Source organism: Pseudomonas sp. G11 (assembly GCF_029457515.1).
Lineage (GTDB): Bacteria > Pseudomonadota > Gammaproteobacteria > Pseudomonadales > Pseudomonadaceae > Aquipseudomonas > Aquipseudomonas gorinensis.
In genome coordinates this window covers 6,588,443-6,610,701 of record NZ_CP120377.1, presented here as the reverse complement: position 1 = coordinate 6,610,701, position 22,259 = coordinate 6,588,443, and the positions used below count along the sequence as shown (strand labels likewise).

23 protein-coding genes are annotated in these 22,259 nt (G+C 61.4%); 13 read left to right on the top strand and 10 right to left on the bottom strand.

Features of this window, described 5'->3' with window-relative positions; all coding sequences use genetic code 11:
- Positions 1-2: 2 nt before the first annotated feature.
- The gene (locus tag P2T68_RS30460) at positions 3-314 is read left to right on the top strand and encodes an NGG1p interacting factor NIF3 (protein ID WP_277378689.1); all 312 of its coding nucleotides are present in this window, start codon (positions 3-5) and stop codon (positions 312-314) included.
- A gap of 412 nt (positions 315-726) precedes the next feature.
- Here the strand turns inward: P2T68_RS30460 and nagE are convergent, their stop codons facing one another.
- The 7 genes from nagE to P2T68_RS30425 form a co-directional block, all read right to left on the bottom strand.
- On the bottom strand, positions 727-2,433 hold the full coding sequence (nagE, locus tag P2T68_RS30455; protein ID WP_277378688.1) for an N-acetylglucosamine-specific PTS transporter subunit IIBC: 1,707 nt from the start codon (positions 2,431-2,433) through the stop codon (positions 727-729).
- A 26-nt stretch (positions 2,434-2,459) separates the two neighbouring features.
- On the bottom strand, positions 2,460-4,970 hold the full coding sequence (gene ptsP / locus P2T68_RS30450; RefSeq protein ID WP_150055214.1) for a phosphoenolpyruvate--protein phosphotransferase: 2,511 nt from the start codon (positions 4,968-4,970) through the stop codon (positions 2,460-2,462).
- 36 nt (positions 4,971-5,006) lie between these two features.
- Positions 5,007-6,017 (bottom strand): SIS domain-containing protein, encoded by a 1,011-nt coding sequence (locus P2T68_RS30445; protein WP_277379781.1) that lies wholly within the window; start codon positions 6,015-6,017, stop codon positions 5,007-5,009.
- Positions 6,010-7,116 carry an N-acetylglucosamine-6-phosphate deacetylase gene (gene nagA, locus P2T68_RS30440; protein ID WP_069076899.1) on the bottom strand — a complete coding sequence of 369 codons (1,107 nt, stop codon included), beginning with the start codon at positions 7,114-7,116 and terminating at the stop codon, positions 6,010-6,012. The genes P2T68_RS30445 and nagA overlap by 8 nt, the downstream gene beginning before the upstream one ends.
- Before the next feature lie 51 nt (positions 7,117-7,167).
- Positions 7,168-7,899, bottom strand: a complete 732-nt coding sequence (locus P2T68_RS30435) for a GntR family transcriptional regulator (protein WP_069076900.1) — start codon at positions 7,897-7,899, stop codon at positions 7,168-7,170.
- Between the two features lie 261 nt (positions 7,900-8,160).
- On the bottom strand, positions 8,161-8,664 hold the full coding sequence (locus P2T68_RS30430) for a L,D-transpeptidase family protein (protein WP_024077247.1): 504 nt from the start codon (positions 8,662-8,664) through the stop codon (positions 8,161-8,163).
- Positions 8,665-8,701: 37 nt separating this feature from the next.
- Entirely contained in the window at positions 8,702-9,250 is a 549-nt protein-coding gene (locus P2T68_RS30425) for an NUDIX hydrolase (RefSeq protein WP_024077246.1), read from the bottom strand.
- A gap of 146 nt (positions 9,251-9,396) precedes the next feature.
- Here P2T68_RS30425 and P2T68_RS30420 point away from each other — a divergent pair, with 146 nt between their 5' ends.
- The 5 genes from P2T68_RS30420 to purT all read left to right on the top strand — a co-directional run bounded on the left by P2T68_RS30420 (position 9,397) and on the right by purT (position 12,655).
- The gene (locus P2T68_RS30420; protein ID WP_024077245.1) at positions 9,397-9,999 is read left to right on the top strand and encodes a CoA pyrophosphatase; all 603 of its coding nucleotides are present in this window, start codon (positions 9,397-9,399) and stop codon (positions 9,997-9,999) included.
- Between the two features lie 36 nt (positions 10,000-10,035).
- The gene (locus tag P2T68_RS30415) at positions 10,036-10,560 is read left to right on the top strand and encodes a gamma carbonic anhydrase family protein (RefSeq protein ID WP_024077244.1); all 525 of its coding nucleotides are present in this window, start codon (positions 10,036-10,038) and stop codon (positions 10,558-10,560) included.
- The gene (locus tag P2T68_RS30410) at positions 10,557-10,772 is read left to right on the top strand and encodes a DUF1289 domain-containing protein (protein ID WP_024077243.1); all 216 of its coding nucleotides are present in this window, start codon (positions 10,557-10,559) and stop codon (positions 10,770-10,772) included. The genes P2T68_RS30415 and P2T68_RS30410 overlap by 4 nt, the downstream gene beginning before the upstream one ends.
- A 164-nt stretch (positions 10,773-10,936) precedes the next feature.
- The gene (locus P2T68_RS30405) at positions 10,937-11,404 is read left to right on the top strand and encodes a VUT family protein (protein ID WP_024077242.1); all 468 of its coding nucleotides are present in this window, start codon (positions 10,937-10,939) and stop codon (positions 11,402-11,404) included.
- A gap of 69 nt (positions 11,405-11,473) precedes the next feature.
- The gene (gene purT / locus P2T68_RS30400) at positions 11,474-12,655 is read left to right on the top strand and encodes a formate-dependent phosphoribosylglycinamide formyltransferase (RefSeq protein ID WP_277378686.1); all 1,182 of its coding nucleotides are present in this window, start codon (positions 11,474-11,476) and stop codon (positions 12,653-12,655) included.
- A gap of 112 nt (positions 12,656-12,767) precedes the next feature.
- Here the strand turns inward: purT and P2T68_RS30395 are convergent, their stop codons facing one another.
- The 3 genes from P2T68_RS30395 to ccsA all read right to left on the bottom strand — a co-directional run bounded on the left by P2T68_RS30395 (position 12,768) and on the right by ccsA (position 16,430).
- Positions 12,768-14,078, bottom strand: a complete 1,311-nt coding sequence (locus P2T68_RS30395) for an MFS transporter (RefSeq protein WP_024077240.1) — start codon at positions 14,076-14,078, stop codon at positions 12,768-12,770.
- Between the two features lie 297 nt (positions 14,079-14,375).
- Positions 14,376-15,614 carry a transporter associated domain-containing protein gene (locus P2T68_RS30390; RefSeq protein ID WP_102625004.1) on the bottom strand — a complete coding sequence of 413 codons (1,239 nt, stop codon included), beginning with the start codon at positions 15,612-15,614 and terminating at the stop codon, positions 14,376-14,378.
- Positions 15,615-15,626: 12 nt separating this feature from the next.
- Complete coding sequence (gene ccsA / locus P2T68_RS30385) at positions 15,627-16,430, bottom strand: cytochrome c biogenesis protein CcsA (RefSeq protein WP_172831359.1); 804 nt, start codon at positions 16,428-16,430, stop codon at positions 15,627-15,629.
- Between the two features lie 243 nt (positions 16,431-16,673).
- On the opposite strand from ccsA, the gene ffh reads away from it, so the two are divergent.
- From ffh to P2T68_RS30350, 7 genes are all read left to right on the top strand, one after another.
- On the top strand, positions 16,674-18,050 hold the full coding sequence (ffh, locus tag P2T68_RS30380; RefSeq protein ID WP_024077237.1) for a signal recognition particle protein: 1,377 nt from the start codon (positions 16,674-16,676) through the stop codon (positions 18,048-18,050).
- Between the two features lie 251 nt (positions 18,051-18,301).
- Positions 18,302-18,553 (top strand): 30S ribosomal protein S16, encoded by a 252-nt coding sequence (gene rpsP, locus P2T68_RS30375; RefSeq protein WP_003175899.1) that lies wholly within the window; start codon positions 18,302-18,304, stop codon positions 18,551-18,553.
- Positions 18,554-18,558: 5 nt separating this feature from the next.
- Entirely contained in the window at positions 18,559-19,095 is a 537-nt protein-coding gene (gene rimM / locus P2T68_RS30370) for a ribosome maturation factor RimM (RefSeq protein WP_277378685.1), read from the top strand.
- Positions 19,077-19,850: a tRNA (guanosine(37)-N1)-methyltransferase TrmD gene (trmD, locus tag P2T68_RS30365; protein WP_024077235.1), complete on the top strand. Its 774-nt coding sequence runs from the start codon at positions 19,077-19,079 to the stop codon at positions 19,848-19,850. Before rimM ends, trmD begins: the two co-directional genes overlap by 19 nt.
- Positions 19,851-19,895: 45 nt before the next feature.
- Positions 19,896-20,246: a 50S ribosomal protein L19 gene (gene rplS / locus P2T68_RS30360; RefSeq protein WP_003175895.1), complete on the top strand. Its 351-nt coding sequence runs from the start codon at positions 19,896-19,898 to the stop codon at positions 20,244-20,246.
- A gap of 219 nt (positions 20,247-20,465) precedes the next feature.
- Complete coding sequence (gene xerD, locus P2T68_RS30355) at positions 20,466-21,362, top strand: site-specific tyrosine recombinase XerD (protein WP_017846134.1); 897 nt, start codon at positions 20,466-20,468, stop codon at positions 21,360-21,362.
- 157 nt (positions 21,363-21,519) lie between these two features.
- Positions 21,520-22,251 (top strand): thioredoxin fold domain-containing protein, encoded by a 732-nt coding sequence (locus P2T68_RS30350; RefSeq protein WP_024077234.1) that lies wholly within the window; start codon positions 21,520-21,522, stop codon positions 22,249-22,251.
- Positions 22,252-22,259 lie beyond the last annotated feature (8 nt).

Here is a 22,259-nt window from a genome sequence, read left to right as displayed (position 1 = left end):
CGGTGTACAAGCTCAGCTTCTTTGTGCCCGACAGCCATGTGGAGACGGTGAAGACCGCCGTCTTCGCAGCCGGTGGCGGGCGCATCGGCGGCTACGACAGCTGCGCCTGGCAAGTGCTGGGCCAGGGCCAATTCCGTGCGTTGGACGGCAGCCAGCCGTTTATCGGGCAGGTGGGCCAGGTTGAAGTGGTTGAAGAGTGGAAAGTTGAGCTGGTGGTGGCCGATGAGTCGATCGTGGCTGCTGTGGCGGCGTTGAAGCTCAGCCATCCGTATGAAACACCGGCGTATGAGGTGTGGCAGTTGGCGGATTTTTGATTCGCCGGCTGTAAAAACAAGAAACCCGCTGGGCCAGTTTGGTCAGCGGGTTTTTTGTTGCCTGAACAGGCCCTATCGCGGGCAAGCCCGGCTCCCACATTGTTGATCTGCGAATACATTCAAACTGTGGGAGCTGGCTTGCCTGCGATGAGCATGGGTATCTACGCAACTTTCAGACCTTGAGAACTCTCCCTGTGGCGAGCGGGCTTGCCCCGCGTTGGGCTGCGCAGCAGCCCTAAAACCTCAGTCCGCGGTCTATCTGAAACAGCGCGGTGATCTTAGTGGGGCTGCTTCGCAGCCCAACGCGGGGCAAGCCCGCTCGCCACAACAGCCCTGTCTGCCGGGGGGCAGCGTTGAGCCTAAGTTGTGTAGATACCCATGCTGCGATGAGGCCCATACAGGCAAAGATCAACTAGGCCCCCGCCCCAATCTGCCGACCGCTGACCAACCGCTCCAACGCCTCACCCAAACCCGAGGCTTTGTCACCAATCAGCAAGTGCCAAACACCACTGTCGAGTTGAGTAATGCCTTGGCACCCAAGCGCCACTAGCTGGGTTTCGGACAATACCGAATCATCCCCCAGTTCCACCCGCAACCGGGTCATCGCCACCGCTTCCAGCTGACGCACATTCCCTCGGCCACCCAAGGCTGTCAGCCATTTCTCGGTTTCCTCCACATTCACCGCAGCCGGCTTATCCACAGGCGCAACGCTCGCTGGACTTGCAGCAACAAACGCCGGCATCGCCAAGCGAATCTCATCGGCAATGCTATCGGCCATCGGCCCGACTACCACCTGCAAGCTCCCGCCATTTCCGGGCCGAACCACAGCCATGGCGCCCAGAGCTTTGAGTTGCGCATCCACGACCTTGTTGCGATCCACCATATCCAGGCGCAGGCGCGTGGTGCAGGCGCCGACGCTTAGCAAATTCTCTGCACCACCCAGGGCCTGGATATAAGCGGTGGCCCGCTGGTTATCTGTCATCGCTTCGGTTTGTACGACCTGAATATCTTCACGCCCTGGCGTCTTCAGGTTGAACCGACGAATGCAGTAGTTGAACACGCTGTAGTAGATCACCGCATAGGCCAACCCAACCGGGAACACCAACCAGCCATGGGTGGACTTGCCCCAACCCAGCACCATGTCGATAAACCCACCGGAGAAGGTAAAGCCCAGGTGGATATCCAGCATGTTGGTCACGGCCATCGACAGGCCGGTAAGCACTGCGTGAATCAGGTACAGGAACGGTGCGAGGAACATGAACGCAAATTCAATCGGCTCGGTGACACCGGTCAGAAACGAAGTCAGCGCCATCGACAGGAAAATCCCGCCCATCACCTTGCGCCGCTCCGGCAACGCATTGCGGTACATCGCCAGGCACGCAGCCGGAAGGCCGAACAGCATCACCGGGAACATGCCGGTCATGAACTGGCCGCCTTTGGGGTCGCCGGCGAAATAGCGCGTGAGGTCGCCGGTGACAACCGCGCCGGTCACGGGGTCGGTAAAGGTGCCAAATACGAACCAGGCCATGTTGTTGAGGATGTGGTGCAGGCCGGTGACGATCAGCAGGCGGTTGAATACGCCGAACACGAACGCGCCCAGGCTACCGCTTTCCATCAGCAGCACGCCGAAGCTGTTGATACCGTGCTGGATCGGCGGCCAGATCAGGCCGAAGATCACGCCCAGGCCGACTGCGCTGAAGCCCGTGACAATCGGCACAAAGCGTCGCCCGCCAAAGAAGGCCAGGTACTCCGGGAGCTTGATGTCCTTGAAGCGGTTATACAACCCGCCCGCCGTCAGGCCGCTGGCGATACCGGCGAGCATGCCCATGTTGATGGTCGAGTCCATCACCTTGAGGGTAGAGACCATGACCAGGTAACCAATCGCGCCGGCCAGCCCGGCGGTGCCGTTATTGTCGCGGGCAAAACCCACGGCGATACCGATGGCGAAGATCAGCGCCAGGTTGGCGAAGATCGCTTGCCCGGCATCGTGCATCACCGCGATGTTGAGCAGGTCGGTGTCACCCAGGCGCAGCAAGAGGCCGGCGATCGGCAGAATCGCGATCGGCAGCATCAGCGCGCGGCCGAGCCGTTGCAGGCCTTCGATAAAGTATTGGTACATGGCGTGTCTCCCTGTTCTTGTTGTTTTCAGCTCAGCGGCCAGTGGTGTTGACAGGCTTGGCGAACGGCCTTGGCACTGCTCAGGTCGAGCAGCCCTTGGCTCAGTTGCCGGCATTGCGCCGCGTCCAAGTGACGGACGCGGTCCTTGATTTCTCCGATTTGCGGCGGGCTCACGGACAGTTCGCTGACCCCCAGGCCAACCAGTACGGGAGTCGCCAAGGGGTCGGACGCCAGGGCGCCGCACACGCCGACCCAACGCCCATGCTGGGCCGCGCCCGCGCAAGTCTGCGCGATCAGCCGCAGCAGCGCCGGGTGCAGAGCATCCACCCGCGCAGCTAAACCTGCGTGGTCGCGGTCCATGGCCAGGGTGTACTGGGACAGGTCATTGGTGCCGATGGACAAGAAGTCCGCATGCTTGGCCAGTTGTTCGGCCATCAGCGCGGCGGCGGGCACTTCGATCATCACCCCCAGTTCCGGGCGTTGGGTCAGCTCCAGTGCCATACACAGTTCATCCAGGCGTTGGCGGATGTGCAGCAGTTCGTCGACTTCGCTGACCATTGGCAGCAGGATGCGGCAGCGCGCCAGCGGGCTGACTTGCAGCAGGGCACGCAGTTGCTGGTCGAGTACCTCGGGGCGCACCTGGGCCAGGCGAATGCCGCGCAGGCCGAGCACGGGGTTGGCCTCCACCGGCAGTGGCAGATAGTCGAGCTGCTTGTCGCCGCCCACGTCGATAGTGCGGATGATCACCGACTTGTCGCCCATGGCATCCAGCACGGCCTGGTAGGCCTGGCGCTGTTCCTGTTCGTCCGGCGCAGTGCGGCGGTCGACGAAGAGGAATTCGGTACGCAACAGGCCGACGCCATCGGCGCCGTTTTCAAACGCCACCTGGGCTTCGGCGCTGGAGGCGACATTGGCGGCGACTTCGATGCCCACCCCATCGCGAGTGCGTGCTGGCAATCGGGCCTGGGCCTGTTGCTGCTGGCGCCGCTGTTGCTGTGCGTCACGCAGCTGATGCACCTGGGCATGGCGCGCCTCGCTGGGGGCCAGTTCCAGGCGACCGTTGGCCGCGTCCAGCACCACCCGTTGGCCTTGTGGCACATCGAGTACGTCGGCGCCCAATGCCACCACGCACGGCAAGCCTTTGCCCCGGGCCAGGATCGCGACGTGGGAGGTGGCGCCACCCTCGGCCATGCAGATGCCCGCCGCCTGTTGTGCACTCAATTGCAGCAGGTCTGAAGGGGTCAGTTCATGGGCGCTGACAATGGCGCCAGGGGGCAATTCGAAATGCCAGGCTTCACCCAACAGCGCCCGCAGCACCCGTTGTTGCAGGTCGCGCAGGTCATTGGCGCGTTCGGCAAACAGCGGCTTGCCCAGGGCCAGCAAGACCGCGCATTGCGCCTGGATTGCATCGCGCCAGGCGTGGGTGGCGGCGCTGCCGTGTTCGATCGCGCGGGTGGCGGCGTCCAGCAGGGCCGGATCCTCCAGTAAGGCGAGGTGGGCGGCGAAGATGTCTTCTTCTTCGGCATTTTTGCGCTGGCGGGCGTGGGCCAGGGTCTGGCGGATATCACCGCGCACGTGCTCAAGGGCCGCATCCAGCCGTTGCAGTTGTTCGTCGGCGCGGTGGTTACCGGTATCGGCCGGCAACTCGATGCCGGTCAACCGGAACAGTGGCCCGCACACCAGGCCCGGTGCTGCGCACACCCCTTGCAGTACACCGGTTTCAGTATTCGCACGACGTGGAGCGGCGGTTACCGGCGCGTGAGGTTCTGCGCTGATGGCGACTGACAGTGCGGCGACCAATGCCTGCAACGCCGCCTCGCAATCCTTGCCACGACAGCTGACGCGAACCTCGTCGCCTTCGCCTATGCCCAACCCCATCAAGCCAATCAGGCTGTCGCACGCCGCCGACTTGCCGGCGAAATGCAACTGCGCCTGGCTGCTGAACCCCTGGGCGGTCTTGCGAATCAACGCCGCTGGGCGCGCATGCAAACCGCCGCGGTGGGTGATGCGCACGTTGGCGCTGGCTTCTGCGGCCGAGTTATCCACAGCCGTCTGCGTCGAGGCCGTTGAGCGCAGGCTCACCCGCAGCAGCGGTTCACCGACCTTGACTGTATTGAGTGCCAGCGGTGTCAGCGCGAAGCGATCGCTATTGGTCAGAATGATCAGGCTGACCAGGCTTTTGCACTGGCGCGCAATCCGGTCCAGGTCAAACTGCACCAACGCCTGCCCCTGGCTGACACGGGCGCCTTCCTTGACCAGCAGCGCGAAGCCTTCGCCATTGAGCTCCACCGTGTCGATACCCACATGCAGCAGCAACTCGGCGCCGTTGTCCGTGCGAATCGTCAGCGCGTGGCCGGTGCGGGCGACATGGATGATCACCCCGTCACACGGCGCATGCAGGCAGTCATTCAGGGGGTCGATGGCAATACCGTCGCCCATTGCGCCACTGGCGAAGACTTCGTCGGGAACGTTGCCCAGGGGCAGCACCGGCCCGCTTAACGGGGCGCTGAGGGTCAGTTGATTATTGTTGTTGGACATGGGCACGGTACTCATCAGGAAAACGCAGCAATCGACTCAGTGAGTGCGGGTCACTTTGCTCAGGTGGCGCGGCTGGTCGGGGTCCATTCCACGGGCGACCGCCAGGCCGGCGGCCATCACATAGAAACTCTGGATGGCCAGAATCGGGTCCAGGCTCGGGTGTTCGGCGCGGCTCAAGGTCAGGTCGCGTTCGGCGATATCGTCCGGCGCGGCCAACAATACGCGGGCGCCGCGTTGGCGCATGTCGGCGGCCAGGCTCAGCAATCCCGGTTGTTCGGCGCCGCGGGGAGCGAACACCAGCAGCGGGTAGTTTTCGTCAATCAAGGCCATCGGCCCGTGGCGCACTTCGGCGCTGCTGAAGGCTTCGGCCTGGATCGCCGAGGTTTCCTTGAGCTTGAGCGCGGCTTCCTGGGCGATGGCAAACCCGGCGCCACGGCCGATCACCATCAATTGCTGGCAGCCGCGCAGGGCGTCGATGGCTTTCGTCCAATCCTGCCTGGCGGCTTCGCGCAGGTGATCGGGCAGCGCGTGGCAGGCTTGCAACAAATCCGCTTCCTGGTTCCAGTGGCCGATCAACTGCGCGCTGGCGCTGAGGGTAGCGATAAAGCTTTTGGTCGCGGCCACGCTTTGTTCCGGCCCGGCGCACAGCGGCAGGTGGAATTCGCAAGCGGCTTGCAGCGGCGAGTCTTCGGCGTTGACCAGCGAAATGCTCAAGGCGCCGCGTTTGCGCAGCAGGCGCAGGCTATCGACCAGGTCCGGGCTCTGGCCGGACTGGGAAAAGCCGAAAGCCACCTGGCCGCTGACCTTCAAGGGCGCTTGCAGCAAGGTCACCACCGACATCGGCAACGACGCCACCGGAATGCCCACGTGCTGCATGGCCAGGTAGGCGAAGTAGCTGGCGGCGTGGTCCGAACTGCCACGGGCGATGGTCATCGCCACTTGCGTCGGCTGGCGGCGCAGGCGGCCGGCGACCTCTTCCAGCCGCGGGTTCAGACGTTGCAACTGCGCCGCGACGGCGTCACAGGAGGCCAAGGCCTCTTCAAGCATTTTGGAAGACAATGGCTTCTCCTTCGACCATGACGTCGGTGAGGTGCAGGGAACGGTCCAGGCGCACGCAGTCGGCAAAGCTGCCGGGTTGTAGGCGCCCGCGTTCTTCCAGGCCGAGGTAGTCCGCGGGAAATTGCGACAGGCGTTGTGAGGCTTCGCTGATGGGCAGGCCGATTTTCACCAGGTTGCGAAGCGCCTGGTCCATGGTCAGGGTGCTGCCGGCGAGGGTGCCGTCGGCCAGGCGCACGCCGCCCAGGCATTTGGTCACGGTGTGGCTGCCCAGCTTGTATTCGCCGTCCGGCATGCCGGCGGCGGCGGTGGAGTCGGTGACGCAATACAGGCACGGGATCGAACGCAGGGCCACGCGCATGGCGCCAGGGTGGACGTGCAGCAAGTCCGGGATCAGTTCGGCGTACTGTGCGTGGGCCAGCGCGGCCCCCACGATGCCAGGCTCGCGGTGATGCAGCGGGCTCATGGCGTTGTACAGGTGGGTGAAGCTGGTAGCGCCAGCGGCGAGGGCGGCGACGCCTTCTTCATAGCTGCCCAGGGTGTGGCCGATCTGCATGCGCACACCACGTGCACTGAGGGCGCGGATCAGACTGTCATGCCCGGCGATTTCCGGGGCGATGGTGATCACGCGGATCGGCGCCAGGCGCAGGTAGGCTTCCACTTCCGCCATCAGCGCGGTGTGGGCGAAGTTGGGTTGCGCGCCGAGTTTGCCTGGGTTGATGTAAGGACCTTCCAGGTGCACACCCAATACGCGGGCGGTGCCGGTTGGACGGTTTTCGCTATAGGTACCGATATCGCCCAGCACGCGGGAAATTTCCTCGACCGGCGCGGTCATGGTGGTGGCCAGCAGCGAGGTGGTGCCAAAGCGCACATGGGTGCCGGTGATGGTCTCGAACGCGTCAATGCCTTCCATGATGTCTTTGCCGCCGCCGCCATGGACGTGCAGGTCAATAAAGCCTGGCAGCAGGTAGGGCAGGTCGTTGTCGGCCGGGTCGCAAGGTGCGCCTTCAATGGCGACGACCTTGCCGTGTTCATGGACCACGCGGCCGCGAATCCAGCCGTGGGGCGTCAGGATGTTGTCTTCGGACATGGGCAGTTCTCTAAGGCCGCATTCGCGGCAAAGTCATATCGACGCGGCTTTCTAACGTCGAAGCTCGGCGACAAAGTCGTAGTAGTCGTTGCGGCAGTAGGTGTCGGTGATTTCAATCGGCGTGTTGTCGGCGGTGTAGCCGACACGGGTCATCAGCAGCATGGCGGTGCCTGGTGCAATGCCGACCAGCGTGGCGAATTCGTCCGAGGCATTGATCGCCTGGATATGCTGCAAGGCGCGCACGATGGGTTTGCCGATGCCTTCGAGGTATTCGTACAGCGAGTTACCGATGGCTTGTGGGTGCGGCAGCACCGAGGCGGGCATGGCGGTCATTTCGATTGCCATTACCGTGTCATCAGCCTTACGCAGGCGCTTGAGCCGCGCCACTTTGTCAGTCGGTGACAGGCCCAGGCGGATCAGCTCTTCGTGGGTCGGCGGGGTGATTTCGCGTTCCAGCCACTGCGAACTGGGTACGAAGCCCTTGAGCCGCAGCATCTCGCTGAAGCCCGACAGGCGCGACAGCGGTTGCTCCAGGCGAGGCGTGATGAAGGTGCCAGAGCCCTGGCTGCGGCGGATCAGGCCTTGGGCAAACAACACTTCCAGTGCCTTGCGGGCGGTGACCCGGGAAATGCTCAATTGATCGCTGAGGGCGCGTTCCGATGGCAGCGCCTGTTCGGATTTCCACTGGCCGGCATGGATCGCCGCTTCCAGGTTGCGGGCCAATTGCAGGTACAGCGGCGTGGATTGTTTGCCGTCGGGGCGCAGCGTCAGGATGGGGTTCATCGTTAAGGTTTCCGATGCGGTTATTGGAGTGTTGTCGCCCGGTAATGGCCGGAAATTAATACCACTTAAATACCATGTCAATGCTGCCAAAACAGTGCGGGCACTGGTTTCAGGGCATGCTAATGGTGCGTGGTATCAAGTGGTATTAGAGAGGTCTTTTGGACGCGCAGAGCTGCGCAGCCCGCGGGGTGAACTGGTATTCACCGGCAGGCGCTGCCGAGGGCAGGAAATTTTTTTAATTAATCTACCAACGGTCGAAGGCTACGGCCGGATCTCGATCAGGGTGCCGTCCTTGACCAGGTTCCAGACTTCACGCATATCGACGTTACGCATGCCGATACAGCCGTCGGTCCAGTCCAGGGTGTGGAACAACTGCTCCGGGTAGTCTTCGCTGTCGGGCGTGCCGTGGATCATGATCATGCTGCCGGGCTTCACGCCCTCGCGGCGGGCGCGCGCAGAATCACTGATATTGGGGTAGGAGATGTGCATCGACAGGTAGTAGCTGTCGCTGGTCTTGCGCCAGTCAATCCAGTAGAGGCCTTCCGGTGTGCGACGGTCGCCCTCGAACAGCTTGGGCCCCTTGGGGTTTTTACCCAGGGAAATGCGATAGGTCTTGAGGGGCTTGCCGTCATTGATCAATTGCAACTGATGGGCGGACTTGAGGACCAGGATTTTCTCGACCGTTTTGCCGCCCAGGGTTTCCAGGGTGGAAGCCGGCGACAACGTGGCGAACGACAGGCAGAGCAAAGCAAACAACCAACGCATTAAAACGACTTCCCTTTGGCGACGATCGGCAGGATTGTTATTGGGCGGGCTTGGACAGCGGCGGTATGGCTTCGCTGCGCACCGGGAATGATTGCTGCCGACGGTCGGCAAAGAAATACTCCAGGGTCCGCCCGACGGTACGGAACGCCAGCTCGGACCACGGGATATCGGCTTCGTTGAACAGTTTGACTTCCAGGCTCTCGGGGCCGGCGGCAAAGTCCAGGTCCATCAGCTCGGCGCGATAGAACACATGCACCTGGCTGATGTGCGGTACATCGATCAACGTATAGATGCTCAGGTTGCGCACGCGGGCACAGGCTTCTTCCATGGTTTCGCGCATGGCGGCCTGTTCCACGGTCTCGCCGTTCTCCATGAAGCCCGCAGGCAAGGTCCAGTAGCCCAGGCGTGGCTCGATGGCACGGCGGCACAGCAGCACTTGCTCACCCCACACCGGCACGGTACCGGCAACGATATTAGGGTTCTGGTAGTGAATGGTCTGACAGTGATCACACACAAAGCGCAGGCGTGCGTCGCCTTCGGGAATGCGTTGGGTGACCGGTTTACCGCACTGGCTGCAGAAGTTCATGCTGGGGTTCCTGGAAAGTGCGTCTATCTTGGCGTGGGCGGCAGGGCCCTGCAAGTTGTCGTTTCGCGACAGCCCTCAGGTTTTGGGGTTGGGCGCCCGGCAGCTTTGGTGCATGATGCAAGGTAGCCAACAGATCGAGATGACTCATGCTGGACGAGCTACTTCGCCGGGTAAGCAATCACACGCCGCATACGCTGGAAACCGACGGGCGTTTCCCCGAGGCCGCCGTGCTGGTGCCGATTACTCGCAGTGACGAACCTGAGCTGATCCTGACCCTGCGCGCCAGCGGCCTGTCGACCCATGGCGGCGAAGTCGCGTTTCCTGGCGGGCGCCGCGATCCGGAAGACCCGGACCTGATCTTTACCGCCTTGCGCGAGGCCGAAGAAGAAATCGGCCTGCCGCCTGGCCTGGTCGAGGTGATCGGCCCCTTGAGCCCACTGATTTCCCTGCATGGCATTCGCGTCACCCCGTATGTGGGCGTGATCCCCGATTACGTCGAATACCTGGCCAACGACGCCGAAATCGCCGCTGTCTTCAGTGTGCCGCTCGATTTTTTCCGCCAGGACCCTCGCGAGCATACGCACCGCATCGACTACCAAGGGCGCAGTTGGTATGTGCCGAGCTACCGGTTTGGCGAATACAAGATCTGGGGGCTTACGGCCATTATGATTGTCGAGCTGATCAACCTGCTTTATGACGATGCCAATATCAGCCTGCATCACCCACCCAAGAGCTTCATCAATACTTAAGCCATCGTCTCCAATGGCAAGCCGTGAGGAAAAACCATGAAATACCGCTTGGGCGACGCCCGCGTCGAGACGCATCCACACAGCTGGGTGGCTCCCAATGCCACGCTGGTGGGCAAGGTCAGGCTGGAGGAGGGCGCCAACGTCTGGTTCAACGCGGTGTTGCGCGGCGACAACGAGCTGATCCTGATCGGTAAGAACAGCAACGTGCAGGACGGCAGCGTGATGCACACCGACATGGGCTACCCGCTGACTCTTGGCACCGGTGTGACCATCGGCCATAACGCCATGCTGCATGGCTGCACGGTCGACGACTACAGCCTGATCGGCATCAACGCGGTGATCCTCAACGGCGCGAAGATCGGCAAGCACTGCATCATTGGCGCCAACTCGCTGATCGGCGAAGGCAAGGAAATTCCCGATGGCTCGCTGGTGATGGGCTCGCCGGGCAAAGTGGTGCGTGAGTTGACCGAGGCTCAGAAGAAGATGCTCGAAGCCAGCGCTGCGCACTATGTGCATAACGCCCAGCGTTATGCGCGGGATCTGGTCGAGCAGGCAGAATGAACCCGGCAGAACGCCCTGTCGCCTCGCCGTGCGTGAGCATTTGCGCATTGGACGATGACGATCTCTGCACCGGTTGCCAGCGCACGGTGGATGAAATTACGCGTTGGAGTCGCATGGACAATGCCGAGCGGCGGGTGGTGCTGGGGTTGTGCCATGAGCGGGCGGTGGCGGCTGGGTTGGTGTTTATGGCTTCTGGTAAATCCGGCGCCTGATGGGTCGCCATCGGGGGCAAGCCCCCTCCCACACTTAACCGCGTTTAATCTGTAGAAATGCGGTCAAAATGTGGGAGGGGGCTTGCCCCCGATGAGGCCCTCCCAGACGACATATTTCAAAATGTGAAGTACCCTGTGCCCCTTGTTCACAGGTCCCTCGCCCCATGCTCTTCCTGATCGCCTACATCAGCAGCGTCGTGCTGATCAACTTTGCCTTCTCCACCGCGCCGCATCTGGATGTGATCTGGTCTGCCTGGGGCGGCCTGGTGTTTATCCTGCGCGACATGGTGCAAACCCGCTTCGGTCATGGCGCGATCCTCGCCATGCTGGCGGCGCTGGTGCTGTCTTATATCACCTCCGATCCGTCCATCGCCCTGGCCAGTGCCACGGCGTTCGCGGTGTCCGAGTGCATCGACTGGCTGGTGTTCAGCATCACCAGGCGCCCGCTCCATGACCGCCTGTGGATCAGCTCGGCGCTGAGCATTCCCCTCGATACCTTTATCTTTTTCGGCTTGATCGGCGCTCTGACCCCAGCGGTGGTGGGCACCGCCCTGGCGTCGAAATTCGCTGGGGTCACCGTGGTGTGGCTGATCATGGCCTGGCGTCTGCGCAAGCGCGCCGTCGCCAACTGAGGCCAATTTTTACAGTTCATGTAAAATGCCGGCCTTTCTCCCCATGATCCGCTCCCCTGAGGACCTGAGATGACCCGAATCGGAACTCCATTGTCGCCAACCGCGACCCGCGTTTTGCTGTGTGGCTGCGGTGAGCTGGGCAAGGAAGTGGTAATCGAACTGCAACGCCTGGGCGTTGAAGTGATTGCCGTGGATCGCTACGCCAACGCGCCGGCCATGCAGGTTGCCCACCGTAGCCATGTGATCAACATGCTCGACGGCGCCGCCCTGCGTGCAGTGATCGAGGCGGAAAAACCGCACTTCATCGTGCCGGAAATCGAAGCCATCGCCACCGCCACCCTGGTGGAGCTGGAGGCCGAAGGCTTCACCGTGATCCCGACCGCGCGCGCCACGTCGCTGACCATGAACCGCGAAGGCATCCGTCGCCTGGCCGCCGAAGAGCTGGACCTGCCGACCTCGCCGTACCACTTCGCCGACACCTTCGAAGCCTACAGCAAGGCTGTGCAGGACCTGGGCTTCCCGTGCGTGGTCAAGCCGGTGATGAGTTCCTCGGGCAAGGGCCAGAGCCTGCTGCGCAGCAGCGACGACGTGCAGAAAGCCTGGGACTACGCCCAGGAAGGCGGGCGTGCCGGTAAAGGCCGGGTGATCATTGAAGGCTTTATCGACTTCGACTACGAAATCACCCTGCTGACCGTGCGTCATATCGGCGGCACCACTTTCTGCGCGCCGGTCGGCCACCGTCAGGAGAAAGGCGACTATCAGGAATCCTGGCAGCCTCAGGCCATGAGCCCGATCGCCCTGGCGGAGTCCGAGCGCGTAGCCAAGGCCGTAACCGACGCCCTGGGTGGCCGTGGCCTGTTTGGCGTGGAGCTGTTCATCAAGGGTGATCAGGTATGGTTCAGCGAAGTGTCGCCGCGCCCGCACGATACCGGCCTGGTGACCCTGATTTCCCAGGACCTGTCGCAATTCGCACTGCACGCCCGCGCCATCCTGGGCCTGCCGATGCCATTGATTCGCCAGTTCGGCCCTTCGGCGTCGGCGGTGATCCTGGTGGAAGGGCAGTCGACCCAGACCGCATTCGCCAACCTCGGCGCCGCCTTGAGCGAGCCGGACACGGCGTTGCGTCTGTTTGGTAAGCCAGAAGTGAATGGCCAGCGCCGCATGGGCGTGGCGCTGGCGCGGGATGAGTCGATTGAAGCGGCTCGGGCCAAGGCGACCCGTGCTTCCCAAGCGGTTGTTGTAGAGCTCTAAAAGCATCGGGGGCAAGGCCCCTCCCACACTTAACCGCGTTTAATCTGTAGGAATGCGGTCAAAATGTGGGAGGGGCGGTGCGACGATTCGACTTGCCCCCGATAGCGATCTATCAGACGACGCGATTCAGATCGTTATTGCGCGTCTCTTTCAGGCACAGCACCGCAATCAAGCTGAGCAACGCTGCCGCCGACACATACCCGCCGACATAACTCAGCCCACCCATCGCCACCAGCTTGGTCGCGAAGAACGGTGCCGCCGATGCGCCGACGATCCCGCCCAGGTTATACGCTGCCGAAGCCCCGGTATAACGCACGCGGGTCGGGAACAATTCCGGCAGCAGCGCGCCCATTGGGGCGAAGGTCACCCCCATCAGGAACAACTCCAACGCCAGGAACAGCGCCACGGCCCAGGTCGAACCGTGGGTCAACAACGGTTCCATGGTGAAGCCCGACAGAATCGCCAGGATCGCGCCGACGATCAGCACCGGCTTGCGCCCGAATCGATCACTGGCCAGCGCCGCCAGCGGTGTCGCCAGCCCCATGAACAGCACCGCGAAGCACAGCAACCCAAGGAACGTTTCGCGGCTGTAGCCCAGCGTCGAAACGCCATAGCTCAGGGAGAACGCGGTGGTGATATAGAACAGTGCATAGCACACCACCATCGACGCGGCGCCCAGCAGGACGGGCAGCCAATGCTGGCTGAACAGCTCCACCAACGGCACCTTCACCGGCGCCTGCTTGGACACGGCATTGGCGAACACTGGGGTTTCGTGCAGTTTCAGCCGTGCATACAGGCCGACCATCACCAGGGCTGCGCTGAGGATGAACGGGATACGCCAGCCCCAGCTGCGGAACTGCTCGTCGTTCAGGTTCATGGCCAGGATCAGGAATAAGCCGTTGGCCGCCAGGAATCCGATCGATGGGCCCAGTTGCGGGAACATGCCGAACCAGGCGCGCTTGCCCTTGGGCGCGTTCTCGGTGGCCAGCAATGCGGCGCCACCCCATTCCCCGCCAAGGCCCAGGCCTTGGCCGAAACGCAGCACGCACAGCAGGATCGGCGCCCAGGCGCCAATGCTGTCATAGCCCGGCAGCAAACCGATCAGCGTGGTGCACACCCCCATCAGCAGCAGCGAGGCCACCAGGGTCGATTTGCGGCCGATACGGTCACCAAAGTGGCCGAACAGCGCCGAACCCAGCGGGCGGGCGATAAACGCGATACCGAAGGTCAGGAACGACGCCAGCATCTGCGCGGTACCGGACGACTGCGGGAAGAAGACCGGGCCGATCACCAGTGCCGCCGCGGTGGCATAGATATAGAAATCGTAGAACTCGATGGCGGTGCCGACGATGCTGGCGGTGGCAACGCGGGCGGTCGAGTTGGTCGGGGCGGCGGTTGCGGCCTCGTTATAGGTGGTGCTCATGGAGGTATCCCTGACGGTCGTTGCGCGTTTGGACGCGGATTATTATTGGGTCGAACCCCCTTGGATCAGGGTAGTGCGCGGAGCGGCTCGGGATGGGAGCAAACACCGGTCAGACACGATGCAGCGGTGCCGGACGCGCTCAGTGCGGATAGCACGCGGTCGGGCGGGGCTTGGGTAAGCCGCAGGGATTATAGGAATGGGGCCGGCGATACAACAAGGGGGCGCGCGATCTGCCAATCGCGGCAGATCGATTGTGGGAGGGGGGGCTCCCACATTCGAATGCCTTGAGTCAGGACGCTATGCGGCGACGGGTACGCGGCTGGTGTGCCAGATCAGCACCTTGCTCACCCGGTTATCCTCGGTCTCAAGGATTTCCAGGCGATAGCGGCCGATCTTCAGGCATACGGCACAATCTGGAATGGTTTCCAGTGCTTCAGTCACCAGGCCATTGAGGGTCTTGGGGCCGTCGCTGGGCAGGTGCCAAGCCAGGCTCTTGTTCAGTTCGCGGATCGATGCGGCGCCGTCGATGATATAGCGGCCATCCGCCTGCGCTTCGATATGCGGGTTGTCCACACTGTGTTCGCTTTCGAATTCGCCGACAATTTCTTCGAGGATATCTTCCAGGGTGACGATGCCCAGCACTTCGCCGTACTCGTCCACCACCATGCCCAAGCGCCGTTGCTGCTTGTGGAAGTTCAGCAGTTGCAGTTGCAGCGGCGTGCTTTCCGGGACGAAGTAGGGTTCGTAGCAGGCGGCAAGCAAGGCTTCCTTGGTCAGGCTGGCATCCGGCAGCAGGTGCTGGATCAGCCGGGTGTTGAGCACGGCTTGGACCTGGTTGATATCGCTGTGGAACACTGGCAGCCGGGTGCGTTGGGAGTTGCGCAATTGCTCGATGATCGCTTCAAGCGAGTCATCCAGGTTGATGCCTTCCACTTCGCTGCGCGGCACCAGGATGTCGTTGACCGTGATGTTGTCCAGCGCGTGGATGCCGGGCAGGCCTGGGGTGCGGTTGCCTTCGGTCTCGGCCTCGGGTTCGTCATCATGGTCGGGCAGTGGTTCGTCGCTTTTCTTCACGATGCCGGGCTTGCGCGCAAAGGGGCGCAGCAATAGCAGGCTGATGCCGTTGAGCAGCCAGGCGAAGGGATAGACGATTTTCAGTGGCACGCCCAGCAGTGTGTTGCCGAAGCCCAGCACTGCTTGCGGATGGCGGGTGGCCAGCGCGCGGGGCAGGTAGTCGGCCAATATCAGCAGCACGGCACAGGAAATCAGCCAGCCGAGCCAGGGACCGTTTTGCGCCCAGGCATACATCGCCAGCAGCGTGCACAGAACCACTACTGCTGCGCGGCACAGGCTGTTGCACAGGATCAGGCTGTGGCGGGGAAAACCCAGGCGGGCAGCGGCCTTGTCACCCTGGCGCGTGCCGGGGCGCAGGGCCAGCAAGTGTTGCTGTGCGGCTTCAATGGCGGTAAACAGCGCCGCCCATAACACCAGCAGGGCGATTACCGCGAGCATCGGCCCCAGGGGCAAGTTGTCCATGATCGCTGCCCGTCAGATATGCAGGATGTATTCGCGGACCAGCTTGCTGCCGAAATAGGCCAGCATCAGCAGGCAGAAACCGGCCAGGGTCCAACGGATCGCCTTGTGCCCGCGCCAGCCGAGGCGGTTGCGGCCCCACAGCAGCACGCTGAACACTACCCAGGCCAGGCAAGCCAGCAGGGTCTTGTGTACCAGGTGCTGGGCAAACAGGTTTTCGACGAACAGCCAGCCAGAGATCAATGACAGCGAGAGCAGGGTCCAGCCGGCCCACAGGAAACCGAACAGCAGGCTTTCCATGGTTTGCAGCGGCGGGAAGTTCTTGATCAGCCCCAAGGGGTGCTTGTGCTTGAGCTGGTGGTCCTGCAGCAGCAGGAGCAAAGCCTGGAACACCGCGATGGTGAACATGCCGTAGGCGAGGATCGACAACAGGATATGCGCGAGGATCCCTGGCTCTTCATCGATCACCTGCACCGTGCCGGTGGGGGCGAACTGCGCCAATAACACCGTCAGCAGGCCCAGGGGGAACAACAGCACCAGCAGGTTTTCCACCGGGATACGTGCGCAGGCGATCAGCGTCAAGGCGATCACGGCAGCGGCAATCAGGCTGGCGGCGCTGAAAAAGTCCAGGCCCAGGCCGACCGGCGTCATCAGGTGGGTGAACAGGCTCGCGGCGTGTGCCACCAAGGCGAGGGCGCCAAGGCCGGACAACAGGCGCTTGTCGGCCTTGGCGCATTTGGCCAGGCGGGTGCCCTGATAGAGGGTCGCAGCGGCATATAAGAAGGCGGCGGCGAGACTGGGTAGCAAACTGGGTGACAAAGGGAGCATAAATCCTGTTAGGCAAGCCCGAAAGGCGCTGAGTTTGGCATACCCCTGCGTTCCACGAAAGACTCCAAGGCCAGACAGCGGGTGTGCACAGGCGCAGTCTTCGCTATAATCCGCGACCTGCCCACGCCGCAGGCTCGCCGAGCGCTGTTTTTAATAGCGATTTACCACAGCCTGGGCCGTCATTACCTCGGTCTACCAATGCATTTCGATGAATAGGGCCTGAAAGGATCGCGCATGTTTGAAAACTTGACTGACCGTCTCTCGCAGACGCTGCGCCACGTTACCGGCAAGGCCAAGCTGACCGAGGACAATATTAAAGACACCCTGCGCGAAGTGCGCATGGCGTTGCTGGAAGCCGACGTCGCCTTGCCTGTGGTCAAGGACTTCGTCAACTCGGTCAAGGAGCGTGCGGTCGGCACCGAAGTGTCCCGCAGCCTGACGCCGGGCCAGGCCTTTGTGAAGATCGTCCAGGCCGAGCTCGAAAGCCTGATGGGCGCGGCCAATGAAGACCTGAACCTCAGCGCCGTGCCACCGGCCGTCGTGTTGATGGCCGGTCTGCAAGGTGCGGGCAAGACCACCACCGCCGGCAAGCTGGCGCGCTTCCTTAAAGAGCGCAAGAAGAAATCCGTGATGGTGGTGTCGGCTGACGTCTATCGTCCGGCGGCCATCAAGCAGTTGGAAATGCTCGCGGGCGAAGTGGGCGTGACGTTCTTCCCGTCCGACCTGAGCCAGAAGCCGGTCGACATCGCCAATGCGGCTATTAAAGAAGCAAGACTGAAATTCATCGACGTGGTCATCGTCGATACCGCTGGTCGCCTGCACATCGATGAAGAGATGATGGGCGAGATCAAGGCGCTGCATGCCGCGATCAACCCGGTCGAGACCCTGTTCGTGGTCGACGCCATGACCGGCCAGGATGCGGCCAACACCGCCAAGGCCTTTGGTGATGCACTGCCGCTGACCGGCGTGATCCTGACCAAGGTCGACGGCGATGCCCGTGGTGGTGCCGCGCTGTCGGTACGCGCAATCACCGGCAAGCCGATCAAGTTCATCGGTATGGGCGAGAAGAGCGACGCGCTCGAGCCGTTTCACCCTGAGCGGATCGCTTCGCGTATCCTCGGCATGGGCGACGTGCTCAGCCTGATTGAACAGGCCGAAGCGACCCTCGATAAAGACAAGGCCGATAAACTGGCCAAGAAGCTGAAGAAGGGCAAGGGCTTCGACCTCGAAGACTTCCGCGACCAGCTGCAGCAGATGAAGAACATGGGCGGCCTCGGCGGCTTGATGGACAAGCTGCCGAATATCGGCGGTGTGAACCTGGCGCAAATGGGCAACGCCCAGGGTGCGGCAGAGAAGCAGTTCAAGCAGATGGAAGCCATCATCAACTCCATGACCCCGGCCGAGCGCCGCGACCCTGAGCTGATCAGCGGTTCGCGCAAGCGTCGGATCGCCATGGGTTCCGGCACCCAGGTGCAGGACATCGGTCGCTTGATCAAGCAGCACAAGCAGATGCAGAAGATGATGAAGAAGTTCTCCGCCAAGGGCGGAATGGCCAAGATGATGCGCGGCATGGGCGGTATGTTGCCCGGCGGCGGCATGCCCAAGATGTAAAGATTTCGAGCGGGAGCCCAGCTCCTGCTCCGACCCACAGGGACGTGGGATCTCCAGCAAACCCGCGATTGGCGGGCGCTGACTCGCCGTTTTAACCGACGGCTCTATAGCAGATCTGAATGGCACGCTGATAGGCGCCAGAAAAAGACATTTGCAAAAGTCCGGATATTCCTTAGAATATGCGGCCTTTCGGGCACCTATGCCCGCTGTGCATTTAGATTTGCAGCACCGACTACAGGAACGATGTTCACATGCTAACAATCCGTCTTGCCCTTGGCGGCTCCAAAAAGCGCCCGTTTTACCACTTGACCGTAACCGACAGCCGCAACCCGCGCGACGGTTCGCACAAGGAACAGGTTGGTTTCTTCAACCCTGTTGCTCGTGGTCAAGAAGTTCGTCTGTCCGTGAACCAAGAGCGCGTAGCCTACTGGCTGAGCGTTGGTGCACAGCCTTCCGAGCGTGTTGCCAAGTTGTTGAAGGACTCGGCTAAGGCCGCAGCCTGAGCAATATGAACGCGACGCCAGCTGTTGCTGATGATTTGATCGTTATCGGCAAGATTTATTCTGTTCATGGCGTTCGCGGCGAAGTGAAGGTGTATTCCTTTACTGATCCGACTGAAAACCTGTTGCAGTACAAGATCTGGACGCTCAAGCGCGAAGGTAGTGTGAAACAGGTCGAGCTGGTCAGTGGACGCGGGAGCGATAAGTTCCTGGTCGCAAAGCTCAAGGGTCTTGATGATCGTGAAGAAGCTCGTCTTCTGGCTGGTTATGAGATCTGCGTGCCGCGCAACCTGTTCCCTGAATTGACCGATGGCGAGTACTACTGGTACCAGCTGGAAGGTCTGAAGGTTATCGATCAACTCGGGCAATTGTTCGGGAAAATCGATCATCTTCTGGAAACCGGCGCTAATGATGTAATGGTGGTCAAGCCTTGCGCTGGTAGCCTGGATGATCGCGAACGCCTGTTGCCCTATACCGAGCAATGCGTGTTGGCTGTCGACCTGGTAGCGGGCGAGATGAAGGTGGAATGGGACGCGGACTTCTAAGCGTGGCTAATTTGCGCATTGAAGTGATCAGTTTGTTTCCCGAGATGTTCTCCGCCATCAGCGAGTACGGCATCACCAGTCGGGCGGTGAAACAGGGGCTGTTGCAGCTGACCTGTTGGAACCCGCGAGACTACACGACGGATCGACATCACACTGTGGACGATCGCCCATTTGGCGGTGGCCCGGGCATGGTGATGAAGATCAAGCCCCTGGAAGACGCGTTGGTTCAGGCCAAGGCCGCCGCCGGGGAGAAGGCGAAGGTGATTTACCTGTCCCCTCAAGGCCGTCAGCTGAAACAGGCGGCGGTACGCGAACTGGCGAATGAGGAAGCACTGATCCTGATTGCCGGTCGCTATGAAGGCATTGACGAGCGTTTTATTGAAGCTCATGTCGATGAAGAGTGGTCGATTGGGGACTATGTCCTGTCTGGCGGTGAGCTGCCGGCGATGGTCCTGATAGATGCGGTTACACGACTGCTGCCTGGAGCTTTAGGGCATGCGGACTCTGCGGAGGAAGATTCCTTCACGGATGGTTTGCTGGATTGCCCGCACTACACCCGTCCGGAGGTGTATGCGGATCAGCGTGTTCCCGACGTATTGCTAAGTGGCAATCACGCACACATCCGGCGTTGGCGTTTACAGCAGTCCCTTGGTCGGACCTATGAACGACGCGCCGATCTTCTGGAAAGCCGCTCGCTTTCTGGAGAAGAGAAGAAGCTGCTCGAGGAATACATCCTCGCGCGGGACGATAGTTAACAACGTATCGATGGTAGGTCCGACGACTTACCTTAGGAGCACAGCATGACTAACAAAATCATCCTTGCACTCGAAGCAGAGCAGATGACCAAAGAGATCCCTACCTTTGCCCCAGGCGACACCATTGTCGTTCAGGTGAAAGTGAAGGAAGGCGACCGTTCGCGTCTGCAAGCGTTCGAAGGCGTGGTAATCGCCAAGCGTAACCGTGGTGTGAACAGTGCTTTCACTGTTCGTAAAATCTCCAACGGTGTTGGCGTAGAGCGTACTTTCCAGACCTACAGCCCGCAAATCGACAGCATGGCCGTTAAGCGTCGCGGTGACGTACGTAAAGCCAAGCTGTACTACCTGCGTGACCTGTCCGGTAAAGCAGCTCGCATCAAGGAAAAACTGGCTTAAGTCCAGCTTCCCGATGCAGAAAAAAGCAGCCTACGGGCTGCTTTTTTGTGCCTGGAATTTGTTGAAAAATCCGGGACTACGTGGCGGCTATCGCGAGCAAGCCTGACCCCACAGTTGATCGCTGCGGTTCGCGCAATCGAGTAAGACACAAAAAACTGTGGGAGTGGGCTTGCGCGCGATAGGATCTACCCGACATCACCTTCACCTGCCTGAGTCACCATGCCTGCCATCGACCACCCCTTGATCGACCGCTTCCTCGACGCCCTCTGGTTGGAGAAAGGCCTTTCGGACAACACCCGTCAGGCTTATCGCAGCGACCTGGCGCTGTTCAACGGCTGGTTGCAGGAAAAAAACCTCGAGCTGATCAATGCTGGCCGCGAGCTGATCCTTGACCATCTGGCCTGGCGTCTGGAGCAGAACTACAAGCCCCGTTCGACTGCGCGTTTCCTTTCCGGTGTGCGTGGTTTTTATCGCTACTTGCTGCGGGAAAAGCTCATTGCCCTCGACCCGACGTTGCAGGTGGATATGCCACAACTCGGTAGGCCTTTGCCCAAATCCCTGTCTGAAGCCGACGTGGATGCCTTGCTCGCCGCGCCCGACCTGAGCGAGGCCATCGGCCAGCGCGACCGCGCCATGCTCGAGGTGCTGTACGCCTGCGGCCTGCGGGTGACCGAGCTGATCAGCCTGACCCTGGAGCAGGTCAACCTGCGCCAGGGCGTGCTGCGGGTGATGGGCAAGGGCAGCAAGGAACGGTTGGTGCCGATGGGGGAGGAGGCAATTGTGTGGGTTGAACGCTACATGCGCGATGCCCGTGGCGAACTGCTCGGTGGGCGCCCCAGCGATGTGCTGTTCCCCAGCCAGCGCGGCGAACAGATGACCCGCCAGACCTTCTGGCACCGCATCAAGCACCAGGCCAAGGTGGCGGGCATCGGTAAGTCCTTGTCGCCACATACCTTGCGCCATGCGTTCGCCACCCATTTGCTCAACCACGGTGCGGATTTGCGCGTGGTGCAAATGCTGCTCGGGCACAGTGACTTATCCACAACCCAGATCTATACCCATGTGGCGCGGGCACGTTTGCAGGATATGCACGCCAAGCACCATCCGCGTGGTTGAAAACCGCCAATTTATCAGGCCACGGGCTGCCCTGCGGCCCAACTGTGGTAGGCTTTGCCGGTTAGCAAAGGGGACGGCCCAGACCTGTGTTTGCAGGCCCGTGTTTTTAGATCGGTGTGCTTGCCCACCGTCCCTGCATCTGCCTTCAGGAGTTCCCATGCGCTTGACCCAGATTATTGCCGCCGCAGCCATTGCGTTGGTTTCCACGTTTGTCGTCGCCGATGACGCTGCCGAGCAGACCATTCGCAAGAGCCTGGCCAACTTGCAGCTCGATACGCCGATCGAAAGCATCAGCGCCAGCCCGATGGCCGGCCTGTACGAAGTCAAGCTCAAGGGCAGCCGTGTGCTGTACGCCAGTGCCGATGGCCAGTACATCGTCCAGGGCTACCTGTTCCAGCTCAAGGATGGCAAGCCGGTCAACCTGACCGAGAAAGCCGAGCGCCTGGGTGTATCCAAGCTGATCAACGGGATTCCGGTGGCTGAAACCGTGGTTTACCCAGCCATCGGCGAGACCAAGACCCACATCACCGTGTTTACCGATACCACCTGCCCTTATTGCCACAAGCTGCACGCCGAAGTGCCTGCGCTGAACAAGCTGGGTGTGGAAGTGCGCTACGTTGCGTTCCCGCGCCAGGGCCTGGGTTCGCCGGGTGACGAGCAGTTACAAGCCGTCTGGTGTTCAGCCGACAAGAAAGCGGCCATGGACAAGATGGTTGATGGCAAGGAAATCAAGGCGGACAAATGCGCCAACCCGGTTTCCAAGCAATTCGCCCTCGGCCAATCCATTGGCGTGAACGGTACACCGGCCATCGTTTTGGCTGACGGTCAAGTGATTCCGGGCTACCAGCCGGCACCGCAAGTTGCCAAACTGGCACTGAGTGCCAAGTAAACCAGTAT